The following is a 16,328-nucleotide window of genomic DNA, read 5'->3' as shown; positions in this document are numbered from 1 at the left end:
CGGAGACGCCCCGGCCGTTTCTGATTGGGGAGTAAGCTTGTGGCCGAGATCATCACCCTGACCGCCGCGCATGACGGCTTTACATTCACCGCCCTGCACGCCCAGCCTGAAGGCCCGCGCAAGGGCGGGGTCATCGTCATCCAGGAAATCTTCGGCCTGGATCAGTATATTCACCAGGACGTCGCCCGGTGGGTCGCGCGCGGGTTCGAAGTGATCGCGCCGTCGATGTTCGACCGCCAGGAAAAGGGCTTCACCGCCCTGCACGATCCGGCCGGCTTCGAGAACGGCGTCAAGCACGCCCTGGCCAATGGCCCCGATAACGCCATGGGCGACATCCAGGCCTGCGTCGATTTCTTCAAGGACCGTGGGCCCGTCTTCGTGGTCGGCTACTGCTATGGCGGGACCATGACATGGCTGGCGGCTTCGCGCTGCGAGGGGATCGCGGCGGGCTCCAGCTACTACGGCGGGCAGGTCGCGGGCATGGCCAAGTTCGCGCTGAAGGCGCCGGTCATCGTCCACCTGGGGCGCAAGGACCCCCACATCCCCGCTGAGGACGTAAAGGCCGCGATCTGGACCGCTCATCCGGAGGTCCCAGTCTACGTCTATGAGAACAGCGGTCACGGCTTCAATAATGACGGCCGCCCGGATTCCGACCTCGCCGACGCCGAACTGGCCCGCCAGCGGACCGTGGACTTCTTCGCTGCGCACGGAGCGGGCTGATGGGTGAGCGGATAGCGCTCGCCACCTTGGACGGCGCGCCCTTCGCGGCTTACCACGCCCCACCGGCGGAGGCCCGGCGCGGCGGGGTGGTCATGCTGCACGCGATCTGGGGCGTGACGCCGCATCTGCGCCAATTGGCCGACAGTCTTGCCGAGCAGGGCTATGAGGTGCTGCTGCCGAGCCTGATGGACGCCGCAGACGCACCGTTTCCTGTCGAGGACACCAAGCCTGCGATCCTTGAGACGCGCATGGCCATGGGGAAGCGGACCGGTTGGGGCGCGAGCACCTTGCCCCGTGTTCAGGCCTGTATCAACGCCATGGAAGCCCCGGTCTATGCGATGGGCTTCTGCTACGGCGGCACCACGGCGTGGCTGGCGGCATGTCGCTGCGAAGGCCTGACGGCGGTGTCGGCCTTCTATGGCGGCGATATCGCGGCCTATCGCGTCGAGGCGCCGAAGGTCCCGACGATCCTGCATTTCGGCAAGACCGACACCATGATCCCGCTCGACGACGTTGAGGCGATCCGCGAAAGTCATCCCGAACTGCCGATCTATCTCTATGACGCCGGTCACGCTTTCGTGGCCCCCAGCGGTTATCATCCCGACAGCGCGCGCCTGTCCTTGTTACGCACCTTGCAACTCTTCCAGCGGTCCAGCGGGACCAAGACAGAGGCTTGAGCATGATCCGTCGACTGACCGCTCTGACCGTGTGCTTGATTCTGGCCGGCGCTCCCGCATTGGCGCAGACCGTCGTGATTGTCCGCCACGGGGAGAAGGCCTCGCCCACCGGCGATCCGGATCTCTCGGAGGCCGGCCAGACCCGCGCCAAGGCGTTGGCGGCCGCACTCGTCAGCGGCAAGGTGTCGATGGTGCTGGCCACGCCGTTGAAGCGCACGCAGCAGACTGGCCGGCCCACCGCTGACGCGGCCGGCGTCGCCATTCAGACCATCGCCTTGGACGGCGGCGTTCCAGCCCACGCGCAACGCGTCGCGGAGGCCGCCCGGAAGGCGCCAAAGGACAGCACCGTCCTGATCGTCGGCCACAGCAATACCGTGGGCGAGATCGCCCGCGCCCTGGGTGACCCCGCCCCCGCTGCGGTCACCGATTGCGATTACGATCTGCTGACAGTCATCAGTCTCGACACGCCCGGCCCTCTTGCAATCCACGCCCGCTACGGGGCGCCGACCCAGGCTTGCCCAGGGAACTGAAGCGAGGTCCGTTCCCCGCTCGGCGGGGCCGTCGCGCAAAGACGCAGCCTGAGCTAGGCTTGCACGATGCGTGCTGGTGTTTCCGTCTTACTGGCCTTTGCGATCCTGCCCTTTGGAGGCGCGGGCCTTGCTCACGCGGGCGAGACGCGCTGCTGGTTCGAGAACGGCGCGGTGATTGCACCCGCAGCGATCGGCGACATGGCCGGCGACTATGTGGTCGATCTTTCCGCGCCCCGGACGCTTCTGCACAACACCAAGGCCCAGATGGCCGGGATCACGACCGAGACCGTGACTGCGCCGGTCCAGATCGCCGGGCTCAGGGCTCAGGCCGTGTCGGTGACCATCGCCGATCTCGACGATCGCGGCGCGGGCTTCGTCACCCCCATCGCCGGCGTCATCGGCATGGACGTCCTGGCCGGGCATAGCGTCGAGATTGATTTCGTAGCCTGCCGGGTTCGCATCGATCAGCCCTGGCGCGCGGGACGACAGGTGGTGCTCCCGGTCGAACTGATCGACGGGCTTCCGACTATCGCCGCGGCCGTCAGCGACGGCCCCACGGCGCGTAGCGGCGCCTTCGCGATCGACACGGCCTCGCGCGCCATGGCGCGACTTTCTACGCGCGAGGGGTGGGTCGCCGGGAAACTGGACGTCAACGCCCGTCACAAGGCTCCCGCACGGCTTAGAGCGTTGTCGATTTCGGGGGTCCTAGCCGAGAACGTACCGGCGACGCTCGCCGGAGACCTGCCTGAAGGCGTAAGCGGAACCTTAGGAACCGCGTTGTGGGCGCGCCACCGTCTGCGTCTGTCAGCCGATGCCCGGACCTTATCTATCGCCCCCTGAACTTGGGACGCGTGGAGAAAGAAAAAGGCCCGGCGTCACCGCCGGGCCTTTCACTTTCGAGGACGCCAAGTCGCTTAGTGCGACTCGTTGCGCCAAACCCGCTTGTAGCTGGCGTAAAGCAGGCCGCTCAGCAGCAGGAGGTAGATCATCACGGCGAAGCCGGTCTGCTTGCGCTCTTCCAGCTTGGGCTCGGCGGCCCACATCAGGAAAGCCGCAACGTCCTTGGCCTGCTGGTCGAGGGTCGACTTGGTGCCGTCGTCGAACGTCACCTGGCCGTCCTTCAGCGGCTGGGCCATGGCGATGAAGCCGCCCGGCGGGACCTTTTCATGCGAACCCGACCAGTAAGCCGTCAGATCGCCGGCCATGTAGGGGTTGTAGTGCTGCCCCGGACCGATCTTCAGGCCGGCCGGCGGATTCACGTAACCCGTCAGCAGCGAGTAGATGTAGTCAGGACCGTTCGCACGGGCCTTGGCCAGCAGCGACATGTCCGGCGGCAGGGCGCCGCCGTTGGCGCCGCGAGCGGCCACTTCGTTGGCGAAAGGCGCCGGGAAGTGGTCGGCGCTGGTCGCCGGACGCTTGATCGGATCGCCGGTTTCAGAGTCGATGTCGGCGACCTCGTACTCCTTGGCGATCGCCTTGACCCAAGGGTTGTCGTTCGCGTTCTTGTACTTCTCGTTATAGAACGGACCGCCCTTGTCGCCCAGGTTGCGGAAGCTGACCAGCTTCATCGAGTGGCACGACGCACAGACCTCGCGATAGACCTTGTAGCCGCGCTGCAGCTGGGCCTGATCGAACTTGCCGAACGGACCTTCGAACGACCACTTGACGTCCTTGGGCGGCAGCGGGTGACCGGCGGCGAGCGCCTGGCCGGCGAAGGCCAGACCCGCAACGGCTGCGATGATGGAGAGTTTGCGCAGCATCGGGATCAACCCTTCTTCTCGGTCAGCGCCGGCGACGCGATCGATTCCGGCACGGGCAGCGGCTTTTCCTTCAGGCCCAGGATCGGGAGGATCAAGAGGAAGAAGGCGAAGTAGTACGCCGACGCAAAGCGGCTAAGCCACACGAAGCTGTTCAGGTCAGCGTCGATCAGCTTGAAGGTGGTCAGGTGCGGGATCACCTTGTCGTCCGGCAGCTTGGCGCCGCAGAGGCCCAGAATGCAGCACACCACAACAAAGATCATGAAATAGACCTTGGCCGTCGGGCGGTAGCGCATCGAGCGGACCTTCGAGGTGTCCAGCCACGGCAGGGCGAACAGGCAGGCGATGGCGCCGAACATGGCCAGCACGCCCATCAGCTTGTCCGGCACGGCGCGCAGGATCGCGTAGAACGGCAGGAAGTACCATTCCGGAACGATGTGCGCCGGCGTCACCAGCGGGTTGGCCTCGATGTAGTTGTCGGGGTGGCCCAGGGCGTTCGGCATGTAGAAGATGAAGAAGGCGAAGAGGATCAGGAAGACGCTCATCGCGAAACCGTCCTTCACCGTCGCGTACGGGGTGAAGGGCACGGTGTCGGCCTTCGACTTCGGCTCGACGCCGGTCGGGTTGTTCTGGCCCACCACGTGCAGCGCCCAGATGTGCAGGATCACGACGCCCGCGATCATGAAGGGCAGCAGGTAGTGCAGCGAGAAGAAGCGGTTCAGCGTGGCGTTGTCGACCGCGAAGCCGCCCCACAGCCAGGTAGTGATGCTCTCGCCGACGATCGGCAGGGCGCCGAACAGGTTGGTGATCACGACGGCGCCGTGGAACGACATCTGACCCCAGGGCAGAACGTAGCCCATGAAGGCCGTGGCCATCATCAGGAGGTAGATCACGCAGCCCAGCAGCCACAGCACTTCACGCGGCGCCTTGTAGGAACCGTAGTAGAGGCCGCGCATCATGTGGATGTAGACGGCGATGAAGAACATCGACGCGCCGTTGGAGTGCATATAGCGGATCAGCCAGCCGTAGTTCACGTCGCGCATGATGTGCTCGACCGACGCGAACGCGCCCGAGGCGCTGGGCGTGTAGTGCATCACCAGGATGATGCCGGTGATCAGCTGCGAGGCCAGGCAGAGCGACAGAATGCCGCCGAAGGTCCACCAGTAGTTCAGGTTCCGCGGGGTGGGGTAATCGACGAACGAGTCGTAGCCCAGGCGGATAATCGGCAGACGGGCGTCGAGCCAGCGCTCGAAACCGGTCTTGGGTTGGTAGGTCGAATGTCCGCTCATCTGGATTAACCGATCTTGACCTTGGTGTCGGACAGGAACTCGTACTCCGGAACCGCCAGGTTCAGGGGCGCGGGGCCCTTACGGATGCGGCCCGAGGTGTCGTAGTGCGAACCGTGGCAGGGGCAGAACCAGCCGCCGAAATCGCCGCCGCCGAACGTGGGCACGCAGCCCAGGTGCGTGCACGAGCCAATCAGCACCAGCCATTGGGCCTTGCCCGGCTTCACGCGATCGGCGTCCTTTTGCGGGTCCTTCATCGACGCGCTGTCGTCGGCGACGGCCTTGCTGATCTCGCCCTTGGTGCGGTTGCGCACGAAGAGCGGCTTGCCGCGCCACTTCAGCGTGACCTGCTGGCCTTCCGGCACCTTGGTCAGGTCAAACTCGGTCGAGGCCATGGCCAGCGTGTCCGCCGACGGGTTCATCTGGTCGATGAACGGCCAAGCCAGGCTCGCCGCGCCGCCAGCAGCGGCGGCGATCGCGGCGATATGAATGAAGTCGCGCCGGGAGGGATCGCCCCCGTGTTCCGGCTCGGTCGTTGCGCCCACGGCGGTGTCGGCCACCTTAAGTCACCCTTTGGTTCCGCCAGGCCGCGGGAGCGACCGGCTTGGAGACGCGCCTTTCGGCGCCATATCTTGCTCGACCCGCAAGCGGATCTCCGCCACAAGGCAGCGGTCAAATCGTCCTATCGGACGCGCGGGCGAAGTCCGCAAGTCCTTTCGATTCGTGGCAAAGCCCCTGCTGCCCTTGTGGTTGGTTCGCTTATTATGCGCATCGCACTTTTTCAACCAGGCATTCCCCAAAACGTAGGGGCCTGCATCCGCCTCACGGCCTGTTTTGGCCTCGGCCTCGACGTCATCGAGCCTTGTAGTTTTCCCTTGAACGACAAGAGCTTGAAGCGCGCCGCCTTGGACTATGGCCCTTTGTCGCACCTGACCCGGCATGATAGCTGGGAGACATTCCTTAAGGCGCCGGAACGCGTTGACGGACGGCTTTTGCTCTTCACGACAAAGGGCGCGACGGCGTTGCACCGCTTTTCGTTCGAACCCGGAGATACGCTGCTGTTCGGCAACGAGAGCCGCGGCGCTCCGGAAGAGGTCCACGCGGCCGCTCATGGTCGAATCGTCATTCCGATCCGCGCCGAGGCGCGCTCGATGAACTTGGCGACGACGGCGGCGATGGCCTTGGGCGAGGCCTTACGCCAAATCGGCGGCTTCCCCGAAGCGGGTTAGTTGTCGCCGAAATCCACGTCGCGGCGCGCGGCCACGATCGTGACGATGAAGCCCGCCAGCACGTCCAGCAGCACCATCAGGGTGATCAGGAAGAAGGTCGAGGTCGCAAACGCCGGAGCGAGCAGGAACTCGACCAGGCAGAGGATAAACAGAACCATCGACAGCGAGTGGTTGATGATCGCGATCTTGCGGCTGGTCGTCGACTTCAGAAGTTCGACGAACAGCACCACCAGCGACGCGGCCATCAGCAGATCGCCCAGGCTGACCGCCCAGTCGGTGCGCGAGGTCATGTGGATGGTGAACAGCGCCTCGTTCATCCGAGCCGTCGCATCGGTGGCCTTGAAGCCTCCCGTCAGCGTTAGCGCGACCAGATTGTAGACAATCACCGGCAAGGCCAGCAGCGGAACGGCCGCGAACATCGAGCTTCCCCCTCAAGCGCCCACAGTGGGTATGGTCGCCATGGTTAAGGCCTAGCCGGAATTTGCGCTTCGGTGAAGTCGGCTCGCCTAGCCCGAGACTAGACTTCGTCCACGCCTTGCGGATTACGCGCCCGCGACTGCAGCCACATCACCCCCAGCAGGTCAGAGACCGAGGCCTTGAGGCGGCCGAAGTTGGTGTACTTCGACACGCCGCTCTCGCGATGCCGGTGATTGACCGGCTGGAACGCCACCTCATAGCCCTCGCGCAGCATCAAGGCCGGGATGTAGCGGTGGATGTGATCGAAGTAGGGCAGTCGCAGGAATGCCTCGCGGCGGAAGGCCTTGAGGCCGCAGCCCGTATCGTTGGCGGTGTCCTTCAAGAGCCGCTTGCGAACGCCATTGCCGAACTTGGAGGCGAACCGCTTGGCGTTGCTGTCCTGACGCTTGACCCGTTCGCCGCCAACCAAGGCCAGGGTCTCGGGACCAGCCGCCAGGGCCTTGGCCAGGCGCGGGGCGTCGGCGGGATCGTTCTGGCCGTCGCCGTCCAGGGTGACGATGATCGGACCCCGCGCGGCGAGGATCCCGCTGCGCACAGCGCGGCTTTGACCCGAATTCTTGCGATGACCCAAAACCCGAAGCTGGGGAATTTCAGCCTTCAGCGCGATCAGGCGGGCCTTGGTGTCATCGCGACTGGCGTCGTCGATGAAGATCATCTCGTAGGCCTCGCCCGCGAAGGCGGCTGCGATCTCGCGGGCCAGCTTTGGCGCGGCCTCGCCCTCGTCGAAGACAGGCACGACGACGGAATAATCGGGTGTGGCGGCGCGGGCGGCGTTCATCGCCCTCTAATACCGGAAAAATTTCTCCACGAAAGGATCGTGCTAAAGCAGGCGGCATGACGCTTGAATCTCGCCTCGACGACTGGAGCCGCGGGTGGCGCGCGCCGCTGTTCGCCGCGCTGGTCGCCCTCATCGCCGGCCTGCCTGGCCTCCTGGCCATGCCGCCGCTGGACCGCGACGAGTCGCGCTTCGCCCAGGCCACCTCCCAGATGCTGGAGACCGGCGACTATGTGGTCATCAAGTTCCAGGACCAGCCGCGATTCAAGAAACCCGTCGGCATTCACTGGATGCAGGCGCTGAGCGTCACGGCGCTGTCCGACGCCGAGGCGCGTCAGATATGGGCCTATCGTATTCCCTCGCTGCTGGGCGCCATGCTGGCGGCGGCGGCCTGCGCCTGGGGCGCGGCGGCCCTGTTCGACCCGCGCACCGGCCTGCTGGCCGGCTCGATCCTGGGGGCGACCTTCCTGCTGTCGTCCGAGGCCTTCATCGCCAAGACCGACGCGGCGCTATGCGGCACGACCACTCTGGCCATGGCGGCCCTGGCGCGAGTCTACATGGCGCATCGCAGAAGCGAGCCTTCGAGCAAGGCGACTAAGCTCGCCTTCTGGCTAGGCCTGTCCCTGGCGGCGCTGATCAAGGGGCCCGTGGGCTTGCTGGTGGCGATCTTCGCCCTCGTCGCCCTGGCGGTCTGGGACCGAAAGGCCGCCTGGATGAAAGACCTCGGCTGGACCTGGGGCCTGATCCTGTTCGCCGCGATCACCTTGCCCTGGGCGATGATGATCACCGTGGCTACCGACGGCGCCTTCTGGGGCGCGGCCGTCGGCGCCGACCTGGCTCCCAAGCTGGCCGGCGGCCAGGAGGGTCATTCCGGCCCCTTCGGCTATCATACCCTGCTCGCGCCGCTGTTGTCGTTCCCCGCCACCCTGCTGCTGCCCGCAGCTCTGGTCGTCGGCTGGACGAAGCGCGATGAGCCGGGCGTGCGGTTCGCCCTTTGCTGGCTCATTCCGACCTGGCTGATGTTCGAGCTGCTGCCGACGAAGCTGGTTCACTACGAGCTCCCGGCCTATGGCGCCCTGGCCATGCTGATGGCCGCCGCCGTGCGCGCGCCGATCGGCCAGCGGTCACGCTGGATCGGCGGGGGGCTTTCGGTGCTGATGGGGGTGATCCTGGCGGCGGTGGCGATCTACGGCCAGACCGCGTTTGGGACGGCGAACGATCTTGTCTGGACCATTCTGGCCGCCCTGCTCGCGCTGGGTGCGGGCGTCACGGGCGCGGCGCTGCTGCTTCGTCATCAATCCGCGCGAGCCCTGGTCACCGCCGGGACCCTGGGCGTAGCCGCCCACATCGCTCTGACCGCGGGCTTGATCCCCCGCCTGGAGCCGCTTTTCCTGTCACGAGATCTGGCCAGGACACTGGACACCGCCCGCCTGTCGCCGCGCTCTGGCGCGCCAGGTCCGGTGGCCGTGACCGGCTACGCCGAGCCAAGCCTGATCTTCAAGCTGGGCACGACAACCCAGCTGACGGACGGAGCCGGCGCGGCCCAGGCGGTCGCCGAAGGCCGTCCGGCCATCGTCGAGGCGCGCGAGGAGAAGCCCTTCCAGGCGGCCCTGAAGGCGCTCGGCCTGACAGCGCGGCCCGCCGCCGTGGTGGAAGGCTTGAACTACTCCGACGGCGACGAAGAGCGCCTGACCGTCTATCGCGGCGAGCCGATCGCCCCCCAGGAGACCCAGCCGTGAGCCGTTTCATCCAGATCGTCGAGGTCGGGCCTCGCGACGGGCTGCAGAACGAGAAGACCGTGCTGAGCGTCGCGGAAAAGCTGGATTTGATCGCCAAGCTGGAGGCCGCTGGGGCTCGTCGCACCGAGGTCGTATCGTTCGTGAACCCCAGCCGCGTGCCGCAAATGGCCGGCGCTGAGGAGATCATGGCCGCCCTGCCCGCCGACCTCGTCCATACGCGGATCGGGCTCGTGTTGAACATGCGCGGCTGGGAGCGGTGCGTATCGACCGGATGCGACGAGGCCAATGTCGTGGTCTGCGCGTCGGACGGCTTCGCAACCCGCAATCAGGGCTCGACCACGCGCCAACAGGTCGAGGCGCTGGCGGCTATCGTCGAGCGCCAGGCCAGCGAGGGCGGCCCGCCGATCACCGCCACCATCTCGGTCGCGTTCGGCTGCCCGTTCGACGGCGAGGTTTCCGAGGATCAGGTGGTGGCCATTGTCCGTGAGGCCGCCGCGATGGGCGTGCCCGAGATCGCCATCGCCGACACCATCGGCGTCGCCGATCCCTGGACCGTCCGCAAGCGGATCGAGGCGGCGCGCGCCGCCGCGCCAACTGCTCGGCTGCGCATGCACTTCCACGACACCCGTAACACGGGCCTGGCCAACGCCTTCGCGAGCGTCGAGGCGGGCGTAGACGTGCTGGACGCCTCGGTCGGAGGCCTGGGCGGCTGTCCGTTCGCCCCGGCCGCCACCGGCAATATCGGCACCGAGGATCTCGTCTACATGCTGGAACGCGCCGGCTTCGAGACCGGTTACGACCTGGCCGCCCTGATCGAGATCGGCCGCGACATCAGCCAGCGCCTGGGCAAGGCGCCCGCTTCATCCCTGGCCCGCGCCGGAGGCTTCCCCATATGAAACGCCTCGCCATCCTTCTCGCGCTTGGCCTGTCCGCCTGCGTCACCGCGCGCGTCGCGGACGCCGGCCCTTCGCGCTGCGACGTTACGATCAAGTTTGGCAGCTATGGCGCCGGCATCGACCGCGATCTCGCCGACAAGGTCGCCGCGGCCGTGAAGATTGATCGCGATGTCGCTCGCTCAGAACGCAAGCCCTGGGGCCGCGAAGGCGAGTTCGACCAGTGCCTGACGGTGAAACCCGGTCGGGACGCGAAGGCCATGTATGAGCGCTATCGCGCCATGCTGCCGAGCAAGAGCCTGAAGGCCCCGACCTCGATCGAGGGACCGGATGGAATGCGCTTCGAGACGATCGCGCCGATGTAGGCGAGTGTCTGAAGGGCGCTCCTGACTGTTGGGCGGCCTCCGCCACGCCTCAGAAATCCGACCTTCCGGCGAACGCCGGGATCCAGATCGAACCCGCTGACGCCTATCCTTTCAGCGCGGAGCGAGGGCGCGTCATACCCAGCCGCGCCGGATGAATCTGGGCCCCGGCATTCGCCGGGGAGACGGTAGAAAAATGAAGAGAGCTATTTGAGGCCGTTAGCCGCTCCCAGCCCCCCTAAATCGGCCGACCGGTCAGCTTCCATAGCAGCGGGCGACAAACGCTCATCAGCATGATGGCCGGGGCCAGCAGCACGGCGGCGGCGAAAAGCTGCAGGCTGTCGGCGCGCTTGATGAAGTATCGGGTCAAACCCACGCCCTTGTGGAACTCGACCTTCACCGGGTGCTCCAGGCTGGTGTGCCCCAAATGGATCACCTGGGCGTTAGGCTGGAACAGCACCTGGCCACCGGCCCGACGGGCGCGCCAGCACAGGTCGATGTCCTCGACGTGCAGGAAGTAGCCTTCGTCGAAGCCGTTCAGGGCCTCGAAATCGGCGCGACGCATGGCGAAACACGCGCCCGAGATCGTTGGCATCGGCACCGGCGCGCCAGGCAGCGGCTCGTTCTCCCGATGGATCTCGAAACCGGCCAGCTTGGGATAGCGGCGCGTCAGCTGGCCGAAGCTCAGCACGGTGCTAACCGGCGTGACCTCGCCTCGGCGGCCGCCGCGCTGCTCGCTGCCGTCGGCGTTGAGCACCCGCGCGCCCACGATGGTGGGAACGGCCTGCCCCTTGAAAGCGGTGACCAGCGACGCCACGCAACCGGGCTGCAGGTTGGCGTCCGGATTGAGGAACACGATGTATTCGCCGCCGGCTGTCACCGCGCCCAGATTGGCCCCGCGGGCGAAACCGACATTGCCGTGCCCTTGTTTAAGCACGACGCGCGGCTCGGTCAGGGCCAGGGAGCGCAGCATGTCCTCGTCGCGCGGAGACGAACCGTTGTCGACGATGATGAACTCATCGACCAGCGGCTCGGCCAGCACGTGGCGGATGCTTTCGACCAGCGCCTCCCCCGTCCGATAGACGACCATGACGACGGACACGTTCGGACGAGCCGGACGCGCACCAACGGCAAGGGTCGAAACGGACGGGAGGATGCTGTTCATCAGGCGGTCACGACCTCCTGGACGGCCAGGGCGCGCGCGACGTCGGGCGGCGTAGCGTCGGACTTCAGCACCCGAAGCGCCTCTTCAAGCGACAGGACGCTCTGACCTTCGCCGCCAAGGCGACGAAGGGCCAACTGCCCCGTTTCCGCTTCTTTACGTCCCACCACCGCGATCACTGGCACCTTCGCGAGGCTGTGCTCGCGGATCTTATAGTTGATCTTCTCGTTTCGCAGGTCCAGCTCCGCACGCATACCCAGTTTCGTCAATTTTTCGACGACCTCGCGGGCATAGTCATCGGCGTCCGAGGTAATCGTAGCCACCACCACTTGAGTCGGCGCCAGCCACACGGGCAGAGCGCCCGCAAAGTTTTCCAACAGAATGCCGATAAAACGCTCGAAGGACCCTAGGATAGCACGGTGAAGCATCACCGGACGCTTCTTCGAACCATCCTCTGAAACGTACTCGGCGTCCAATCGTTCCGGCAAAACGAAATCCAGTTGCAGCGTGCCGCACTGCCAGACCCGACCGATGGCGTCCTTCAGCGAGAACTCCAGCTTGGGGCCATAGAACGCGCCTTCGCCGGGTTGCAGGGTCAGGGTCTCGCCGGCGGCCTCTGCGGCGGCGGCCAGGGCGGCTTCGGCCTTGTCCCAGGTCTCGTCCGTGCCGGCGCGCAGCTCGGGGCGCGTCGAGAACTTGGTGTCCGCCAGCGTCATGCCCAGGTCGTTATAGACCGAGCGCAACAGTTCGATGAACCGGGCGCTCTCCTCGGTGACCTGCTCCTCGCGGCAGAAGATGTGGGCGTCGTCCTGCGTGAACGCACGAACCCGCATGATGCCGTGCATCGCGCCAGAGGGCTCGTAGCGGTGGCAGGCCCCGAACTCGGCCATGCGCAGCGGAAGCTCGCGGTAGCTCTTCTGGCCGACGTTGAAGATCTGGATATGGCCAGGGCAGTTCATCGGCTTGACCGCCAGGACTTCGCCCTCGGCGCTCTCGCACATGAACATCGCGTGGCCGAACTTCTCGGCGTGACCCGACTTTTCCCACAGGCTCCGGTCGAGGATCTGCGGGGTCTTCACTTCCTTGTAGCCAGCCGCGTCCAGGCGACGGCGCATGTAGTCCTCGAGCACACGATAAAGCGCCCAGCCCTTCGGATGCCAGAACACCATGCCCTTGCCCTCTTCCTGGATGTGGAAGAGGTCCATGGTCTTGCCCAGCTTGCGGTGATCCCGCTTCTCGGCCTCCTCGATGCGCTTGAGGTGCGCCTCGAGATCAGCTTCCGAGGCCCAGGCCGTGCCATAGATGCGTTGCAGCTGGGCGTTGTTCTGGTCGCCGCGCCAGTAGGCGCCGGCCAGCTTGGTCAGCTTGAAGGCCTTGCCGACATGCTTGGTCGACGGCAGGTGCGGCCCGCGGCACAGGTCCTTCCAGTTCCCCTGGCGATAGACCGTGATCGTATCGGTGTCAGGCAGGTCACGGATGATCTGGGCCTTGTACTGCTCGCCGATGCCGTCGAAGTGGGCGATAGCCTCGTTGCGGTCCCAGACCTCGCGCGTGATCTTCTCGTCGCGGTCGACGATCTCCTTCATGCGCTTCTCGATCTTTTCCAGATCGTCTAGGCTGAACGGCTCATCGCGCGCGAAGTCGTAGTAGAAGCCGTCTTCGACGTTCGGGCCGATCGTCACCTGGGTTCCAGGGAACAGCTCCTGCACGGCCTCGGCCAACACGTGGGCGGTGTCGTGGCGGATGGTGTCCAGGGCCTCGGGCGCTTCGCGCGTCAGAATCTCGAACTTGCGCTCACCGGTCAGCAGGTCAGGCGTCAGCGGGCGATCCAGGTCGAGGACCTGGCCATCCAGCTTGATCAGCAGGGCCTTCTTTTCCAGCGACTTGGAGATGGCGGCGGCCACGTCGCGCCCCGTCGAGCCGTCAGGATACTGACGCGACGAGCCGTCGGGAAAAACCAGATCGATCATTCTTCACATTTCCACTTGCGTGGCTGGTGTCGCGGCGGCGGGTCGTAGCCCGATCCACCAAACGGATTGCAGCGGCAAATCCGTCGCAACCCCAGCCAGGAGCCCTTGAGCGGGCCATGATCCTTGAGAGCGGCGGCCGTGTATTCCGAGCAGCTCGGCATAAAGCGGCACTGACGCCCAATGAGAGGCGAGAGCGTCAACTTGTAGGCCCGAAGGCCCAAATCGACGGTGCGTTCGTAGAAGGTCATGCCGGCGCGCGAATTGTTGCGATGCGGTTACACACCCCGAAGGGGGTCGCGATCAAGACGCGCCGGCGGTGCTAGTTCGCGTTTCGCCGACGCCTGTGGCCCTACGGACAGCCTCGACCGTCGCCTCGAACGCCAGAAGCGTCGAGGCGTGACGAGCGGGATAGTCCTTGACCGGCTCCAGCACGGCGAGCTCCGCAAACCGGCCCGCAGGAGGCGGGCCGTTCGCCTTCAGCATAGCGGCAAGCGAGTCGCGCGCCAACTCGATGTCCAAAAGTTCCGCGCCGATGACGTTCGCGCCCAGGATCGCCGCAGCGGCCTGCCCCAGGGCGCAGGCGGAAACGTCCTGGGCGTAGTCGGTGATCTTGCCGTCTTCGACGACGACATCGACCGTAATCCGACTGCCGCATAGCTTGGCGGTCTTCTCAGCGCTGGCATGCGGCGCGGCCAGACGGCCGGCGCGCGGCATGTTGGCCACGAGCCCCAGGATCCTGGCGCTATAGAGATCGTCGATCATCGTCGCCTAGATGGGGTTCGCCGAGCGCTCGGACCAGATCGCCTCGGCGCGGTCACGCACCGCCTCGCCCATCTGGGTGAACGCCGACTTCAACCGGCGGCGCTCGTCACGGCTGACGAAACGCAGCAGCAGGCCCATGAACAGTTCCCCGTTCGAGAAGGTCGCGTTGGTCGGGCCCATGCTCTCGATCTCAAGATAGCGGATCGCCGTCACGAAGCCGCCCAGCCGGCTCGACCGCCAGTGAAGCTGCTCATACGGCACCCAGTCCTGGACGATCGGCTGGATGACCGTAGGCGGAAGACCCGGCAGGTGCTGCTCCAGCACCAGGGTCGAACCCACCTTCATCACGCCCTCGGCCCGTCGGTAAAGCGGGTTCCAGTGCGTCCAGCCTTCGAAGTTCGACACGACTTCCCAAACCACCTCGGCCGGCGCCTGAACGCCAATGCGATGCTCGACAGCGCGCTGCATGGTCAGTCCTTCATCCGCCAGGTGGCGCCGGCGGGGCCGTCCATGACCACGACGCCCAAGGCGTCCAGCTCCCCGCGAATGGCGTCAGCGGCGGGCCAGTCCTTGGCGGCGCGGGCGGCGACCCGCTTGGCGAGCAGGTCCTCGACCTTGGCCTTCAGTTCGTCGGAGGCGTCGCCCTCGAACCAGGCGTCCGGATCGGCCTGCAGGAAGCCGAGCAGCGCGCCGGCCTCCAACAAACGGGCCTTGTTGGCGGCGATGGCGACGGTGTCGCCAGCGGTGACCGCCTTCTCGATCGCGCTGGACACCTCGAAGAAGGCCGAGGTCGCCAACGGCGTATTGAGATCGTCCATGAGGGCGGCAATCACCTCCGCAGGCGCTTCCATCGCCTGATCGTGCGCAACGTCCTTGGCTCGGCGCAGGGCGCCATACAGGCGGTCCAGCGACTTCTTGGACTGCTCCAGGAGCTCCGGCGTCCAGTCCAGCGGCTGACGGTAGTGCGCCGACAGCAGCGCCCAGCGAATGACCTCGCCCGGCGTCGTTTCCAGCAGCTCGTGCGGGATGACGACATTGCCCAGGCTCTTGGACATCTTCTCCCCGCTCATGTCGAGGAAGCCGTTGTGCATCCAGTAGTTGGCCAGCACCGAGGTCTTGTGGGCGCAGCGGCTCTGGGCCACCTCGTTCTCGTGGTGCGGGAAGGTCAGGTCGATACCGCCGGCATGGATGTCGATCGTCTGGCCCAGCGCCTTGTCGATCATGGCTGAGCATTCGATGTGCCAGCCCGGGCGGCCCGCGCCCCAGGGGCTGTCCCACTCGGGCTCGCTCTCCTTGGACGGCTTCCAGAGCACGAAGTCGGCCGGGTGGCGCTTGTAGGGCGCGACCTCGACGCGGGCGCCGGCGATCATCTCGTCCAGCGGCCGGCCCGACAGCTGGCCGTAATCGGCGAAGCTCTGGGTGTCGAACAGCACGTGGCCTTCGGCGGCGTAGGCGCTGCCGTTTTCGACCAGCTGGCCGATCATCTCGAGAATGGCGTCGATGTGCTCGGTGGCCTTGGGCTCCAGAGTCGGGCGCAGCGCGCCCAAGGCGTCGGCGTCCTGGTGATAGGCCGCAAGGTAGCGCTCGGTGATCACGCTGATCGGCACGCCCTCGTCAGCGGCCTTCTTGTTGATCTTGTCGTCCACGTCCGTGACGTTGCGGGCGTAGACTACCGCCTCCTCACCGTAGACGTGGCGCAGAATCCGGAACAGCACGTCAAACACCACGACGGGCCGGAAATTGCCGATGTGCGCATAGTTGTAGACCGTCGGACCGCAGACATACATCGTCACCCGCTTGGGATCGGCGGGAACGAAGTCGCGCTTTTCGCGCGTCAGGGTGTCGTGGATCTTCAGGGTCATGACTCTGGGTTCTGACGTAGCGGAAGGGTGTTGCCCACCCCATGAACGGCCCCATATAGCTTTCTGTTACGGCAAGGGCCACGGCGTGATGCGTCTAAGTTCCCGGTCCGGCCGTATGTGAAACGGG

Annotated in this window: 20 protein-coding genes; 9 read left to right on the top strand and 11 right to left on the bottom strand. The window is 65.9% G+C overall.

Features of this window, described 5'->3' with window-relative positions; genetic code table 11:
- Positions 1–39: 39 nt before the first annotated feature.
- The 4 genes from ACT53N_RS11990 to ACT53N_RS11975 all read left to right on the top strand — a co-directional run bounded on the left by ACT53N_RS11990 (position 40) and on the right by ACT53N_RS11975 (position 2,767).
- Positions 40–720: a dienelactone hydrolase family protein gene (locus ACT53N_RS11990; protein ID WP_476064098.1), complete on the top strand. Its 681-nt coding sequence runs from the start codon at positions 40–42 to the stop codon at positions 718–720.
- Positions 720–1,397, top strand: coding sequence for a dienelactone hydrolase family protein (locus tag ACT53N_RS11985; protein WP_476064097.1), 678 nt, complete (start codon positions 720–722; stop codon positions 1,395–1,397). The genes ACT53N_RS11990 and ACT53N_RS11985 overlap by 1 nt, the downstream gene beginning before the upstream one ends.
- Positions 1,394–1,927 (top strand): SixA phosphatase family protein, encoded by a 534-nt coding sequence (locus ACT53N_RS11980; RefSeq protein ID WP_476064096.1) that lies wholly within the window; start codon positions 1,394–1,396, stop codon positions 1,925–1,927. Before ACT53N_RS11985 ends, ACT53N_RS11980 begins: the two co-directional genes overlap by 4 nt.
- Positions 1,928–1,993: 66 nt before the next feature.
- On the top strand, positions 1,994–2,767 hold the full coding sequence (locus ACT53N_RS11975; RefSeq protein ID WP_476064095.1) for a hypothetical protein: 774 nt from the start codon (positions 1,994–1,996) through the stop codon (positions 2,765–2,767).
- Between the two features lie 74 nt (positions 2,768–2,841).
- Here ACT53N_RS11975 and ACT53N_RS11970 read toward each other — a convergent pair whose 3' ends face one another.
- From ACT53N_RS11970 to petA, 3 genes are read right to left on the bottom strand one after another with little or no spacing between them, the layout of a single operon-like run.
- Positions 2,842–3,687 carry a cytochrome c1 gene (locus ACT53N_RS11970; RefSeq protein WP_476064094.1) on the bottom strand — a complete coding sequence of 282 codons (846 nt, stop codon included), beginning with the start codon at positions 3,685–3,687 and terminating at the stop codon, positions 2,842–2,844.
- A gap of 5 nt (positions 3,688–3,692) precedes the next feature.
- Positions 3,693–4,973, bottom strand: a complete 1,281-nt coding sequence (locus ACT53N_RS11965; RefSeq protein WP_476064093.1) for a cytochrome b — start codon at positions 4,971–4,973, stop codon at positions 3,693–3,695.
- A 5-nt stretch (positions 4,974–4,978) separates the two neighbouring features.
- Complete coding sequence (petA, locus tag ACT53N_RS11960) at positions 4,979–5,530, bottom strand: ubiquinol-cytochrome c reductase iron-sulfur subunit (protein ID WP_476064092.1); 552 nt, start codon at positions 5,528–5,530, stop codon at positions 4,979–4,981.
- 204 nt (positions 5,531–5,734) lie between these two features.
- On the opposite strand from petA, the gene ACT53N_RS11955 reads away from it, so the two are divergent.
- Positions 5,735–6,199 (top strand): tRNA (cytidine(34)-2'-O)-methyltransferase, encoded by a 465-nt coding sequence (locus ACT53N_RS11955; RefSeq protein ID WP_476064243.1) that lies wholly within the window; start codon positions 5,735–5,737, stop codon positions 6,197–6,199.
- On the opposite strand, the gene ACT53N_RS11950 is transcribed toward ACT53N_RS11955, so the two are convergent.
- Together ACT53N_RS11950 and ACT53N_RS11945 are read right to left on the bottom strand one after the other, a co-directional pair.
- Entirely contained in the window at positions 6,196–6,618 is a 423-nt protein-coding gene (locus tag ACT53N_RS11950) for a hypothetical protein (RefSeq protein WP_024265559.1), read from the bottom strand. The two genes, ACT53N_RS11955 and ACT53N_RS11950, sit on opposite strands and share 4 nt — an antisense overlap.
- Before the next feature lie 98 nt (positions 6,619–6,716).
- Positions 6,717–7,454, bottom strand: a complete 738-nt coding sequence (locus ACT53N_RS11945; protein ID WP_476064091.1) for a glycosyltransferase family 2 protein — start codon at positions 7,452–7,454, stop codon at positions 6,717–6,719.
- Between the two features lie 56 nt (positions 7,455–7,510).
- Here ACT53N_RS11945 and ACT53N_RS11940 point away from each other — a divergent pair, with 56 nt between their 5' ends.
- The 4 genes from ACT53N_RS11940 to ACT53N_RS11925 all read left to right on the top strand — a co-directional run bounded on the left by ACT53N_RS11940 (position 7,511) and on the right by ACT53N_RS11925 (position 10,637).
- The gene (locus ACT53N_RS11940; protein WP_476064090.1) at positions 7,511–9,190 is read left to right on the top strand and encodes an ArnT family glycosyltransferase; all 1,680 of its coding nucleotides are present in this window, start codon (positions 7,511–7,513) and stop codon (positions 9,188–9,190) included.
- Positions 9,187–10,086: a hydroxymethylglutaryl-CoA lyase gene (locus ACT53N_RS11935; RefSeq protein WP_476064089.1), complete on the top strand. Its 900-nt coding sequence runs from the start codon at positions 9,187–9,189 to the stop codon at positions 10,084–10,086. The genes ACT53N_RS11940 and ACT53N_RS11935 overlap by 4 nt, the downstream gene beginning before the upstream one ends.
- Positions 10,083–10,448: a hypothetical protein gene (locus tag ACT53N_RS11930; protein ID WP_476064088.1), complete on the top strand. Its 366-nt coding sequence runs from the start codon at positions 10,083–10,085 to the stop codon at positions 10,446–10,448. The genes ACT53N_RS11935 and ACT53N_RS11930 overlap by 4 nt, the downstream gene beginning before the upstream one ends.
- A 96-nt stretch (positions 10,449–10,544) precedes the next feature.
- A complete protein-coding gene (locus ACT53N_RS11925; RefSeq protein WP_476064242.1) occupies positions 10,545–10,637 on the top strand; it encodes a hypothetical protein in 93 nt (30 codons plus the stop codon).
- Positions 10,638–10,683: 46 nt separating this feature from the next.
- On the opposite strand, the gene ACT53N_RS11920 is transcribed toward ACT53N_RS11925, so the two are convergent.
- The 6 genes from ACT53N_RS11920 to cysS are packed head-to-tail and all read right to left on the bottom strand — an operon-like array spanning position 10,684 to position 16,201.
- On the bottom strand, positions 10,684–11,610 hold the full coding sequence (locus ACT53N_RS11920; protein WP_476064087.1) for a glycosyltransferase family 2 protein: 927 nt from the start codon (positions 11,608–11,610) through the stop codon (positions 10,684–10,686).
- Positions 11,610–13,577: a threonine--tRNA ligase gene (gene thrS, locus ACT53N_RS11915; protein WP_476064086.1), complete on the bottom strand. Its 1,968-nt coding sequence runs from the start codon at positions 13,575–13,577 to the stop codon at positions 11,610–11,612. The genes ACT53N_RS11920 and thrS overlap by 1 nt, the downstream gene beginning before the upstream one ends.
- On the bottom strand, positions 13,574–13,825 hold the full coding sequence (yidD, locus tag ACT53N_RS11910; protein WP_476064085.1) for a membrane protein insertion efficiency factor YidD: 252 nt from the start codon (positions 13,823–13,825) through the stop codon (positions 13,574–13,576). Before yidD ends, thrS begins: the two co-directional genes overlap by 4 nt.
- A 52-nt stretch (positions 13,826–13,877) precedes the next feature.
- Positions 13,878–14,339 carry an iron-sulfur cluster assembly scaffold protein gene (locus ACT53N_RS11905; RefSeq protein WP_476064084.1) on the bottom strand — a complete coding sequence of 154 codons (462 nt, stop codon included), beginning with the start codon at positions 14,337–14,339 and terminating at the stop codon, positions 13,878–13,880.
- Between the two features lie 6 nt (positions 14,340–14,345).
- Complete coding sequence (locus ACT53N_RS11900; protein WP_476064083.1) at positions 14,346–14,807, bottom strand: SRPBCC family protein; 462 nt, start codon at positions 14,805–14,807, stop codon at positions 14,346–14,348.
- A gap of 2 nt (positions 14,808–14,809) precedes the next feature.
- Entirely contained in the window at positions 14,810–16,201 is a 1,392-nt protein-coding gene (cysS, locus tag ACT53N_RS11895; RefSeq protein WP_476064082.1) for a cysteine--tRNA ligase, read from the bottom strand.
- Positions 16,202–16,328 lie beyond the last annotated feature (127 nt).

This window comes from Caulobacter sp. DMC95 (assembly GCF_056313785.1).
Note: the sequence above shows the minus strand (reverse complement) of the source record. Positions and strands in the feature narration are given on the sequence as shown.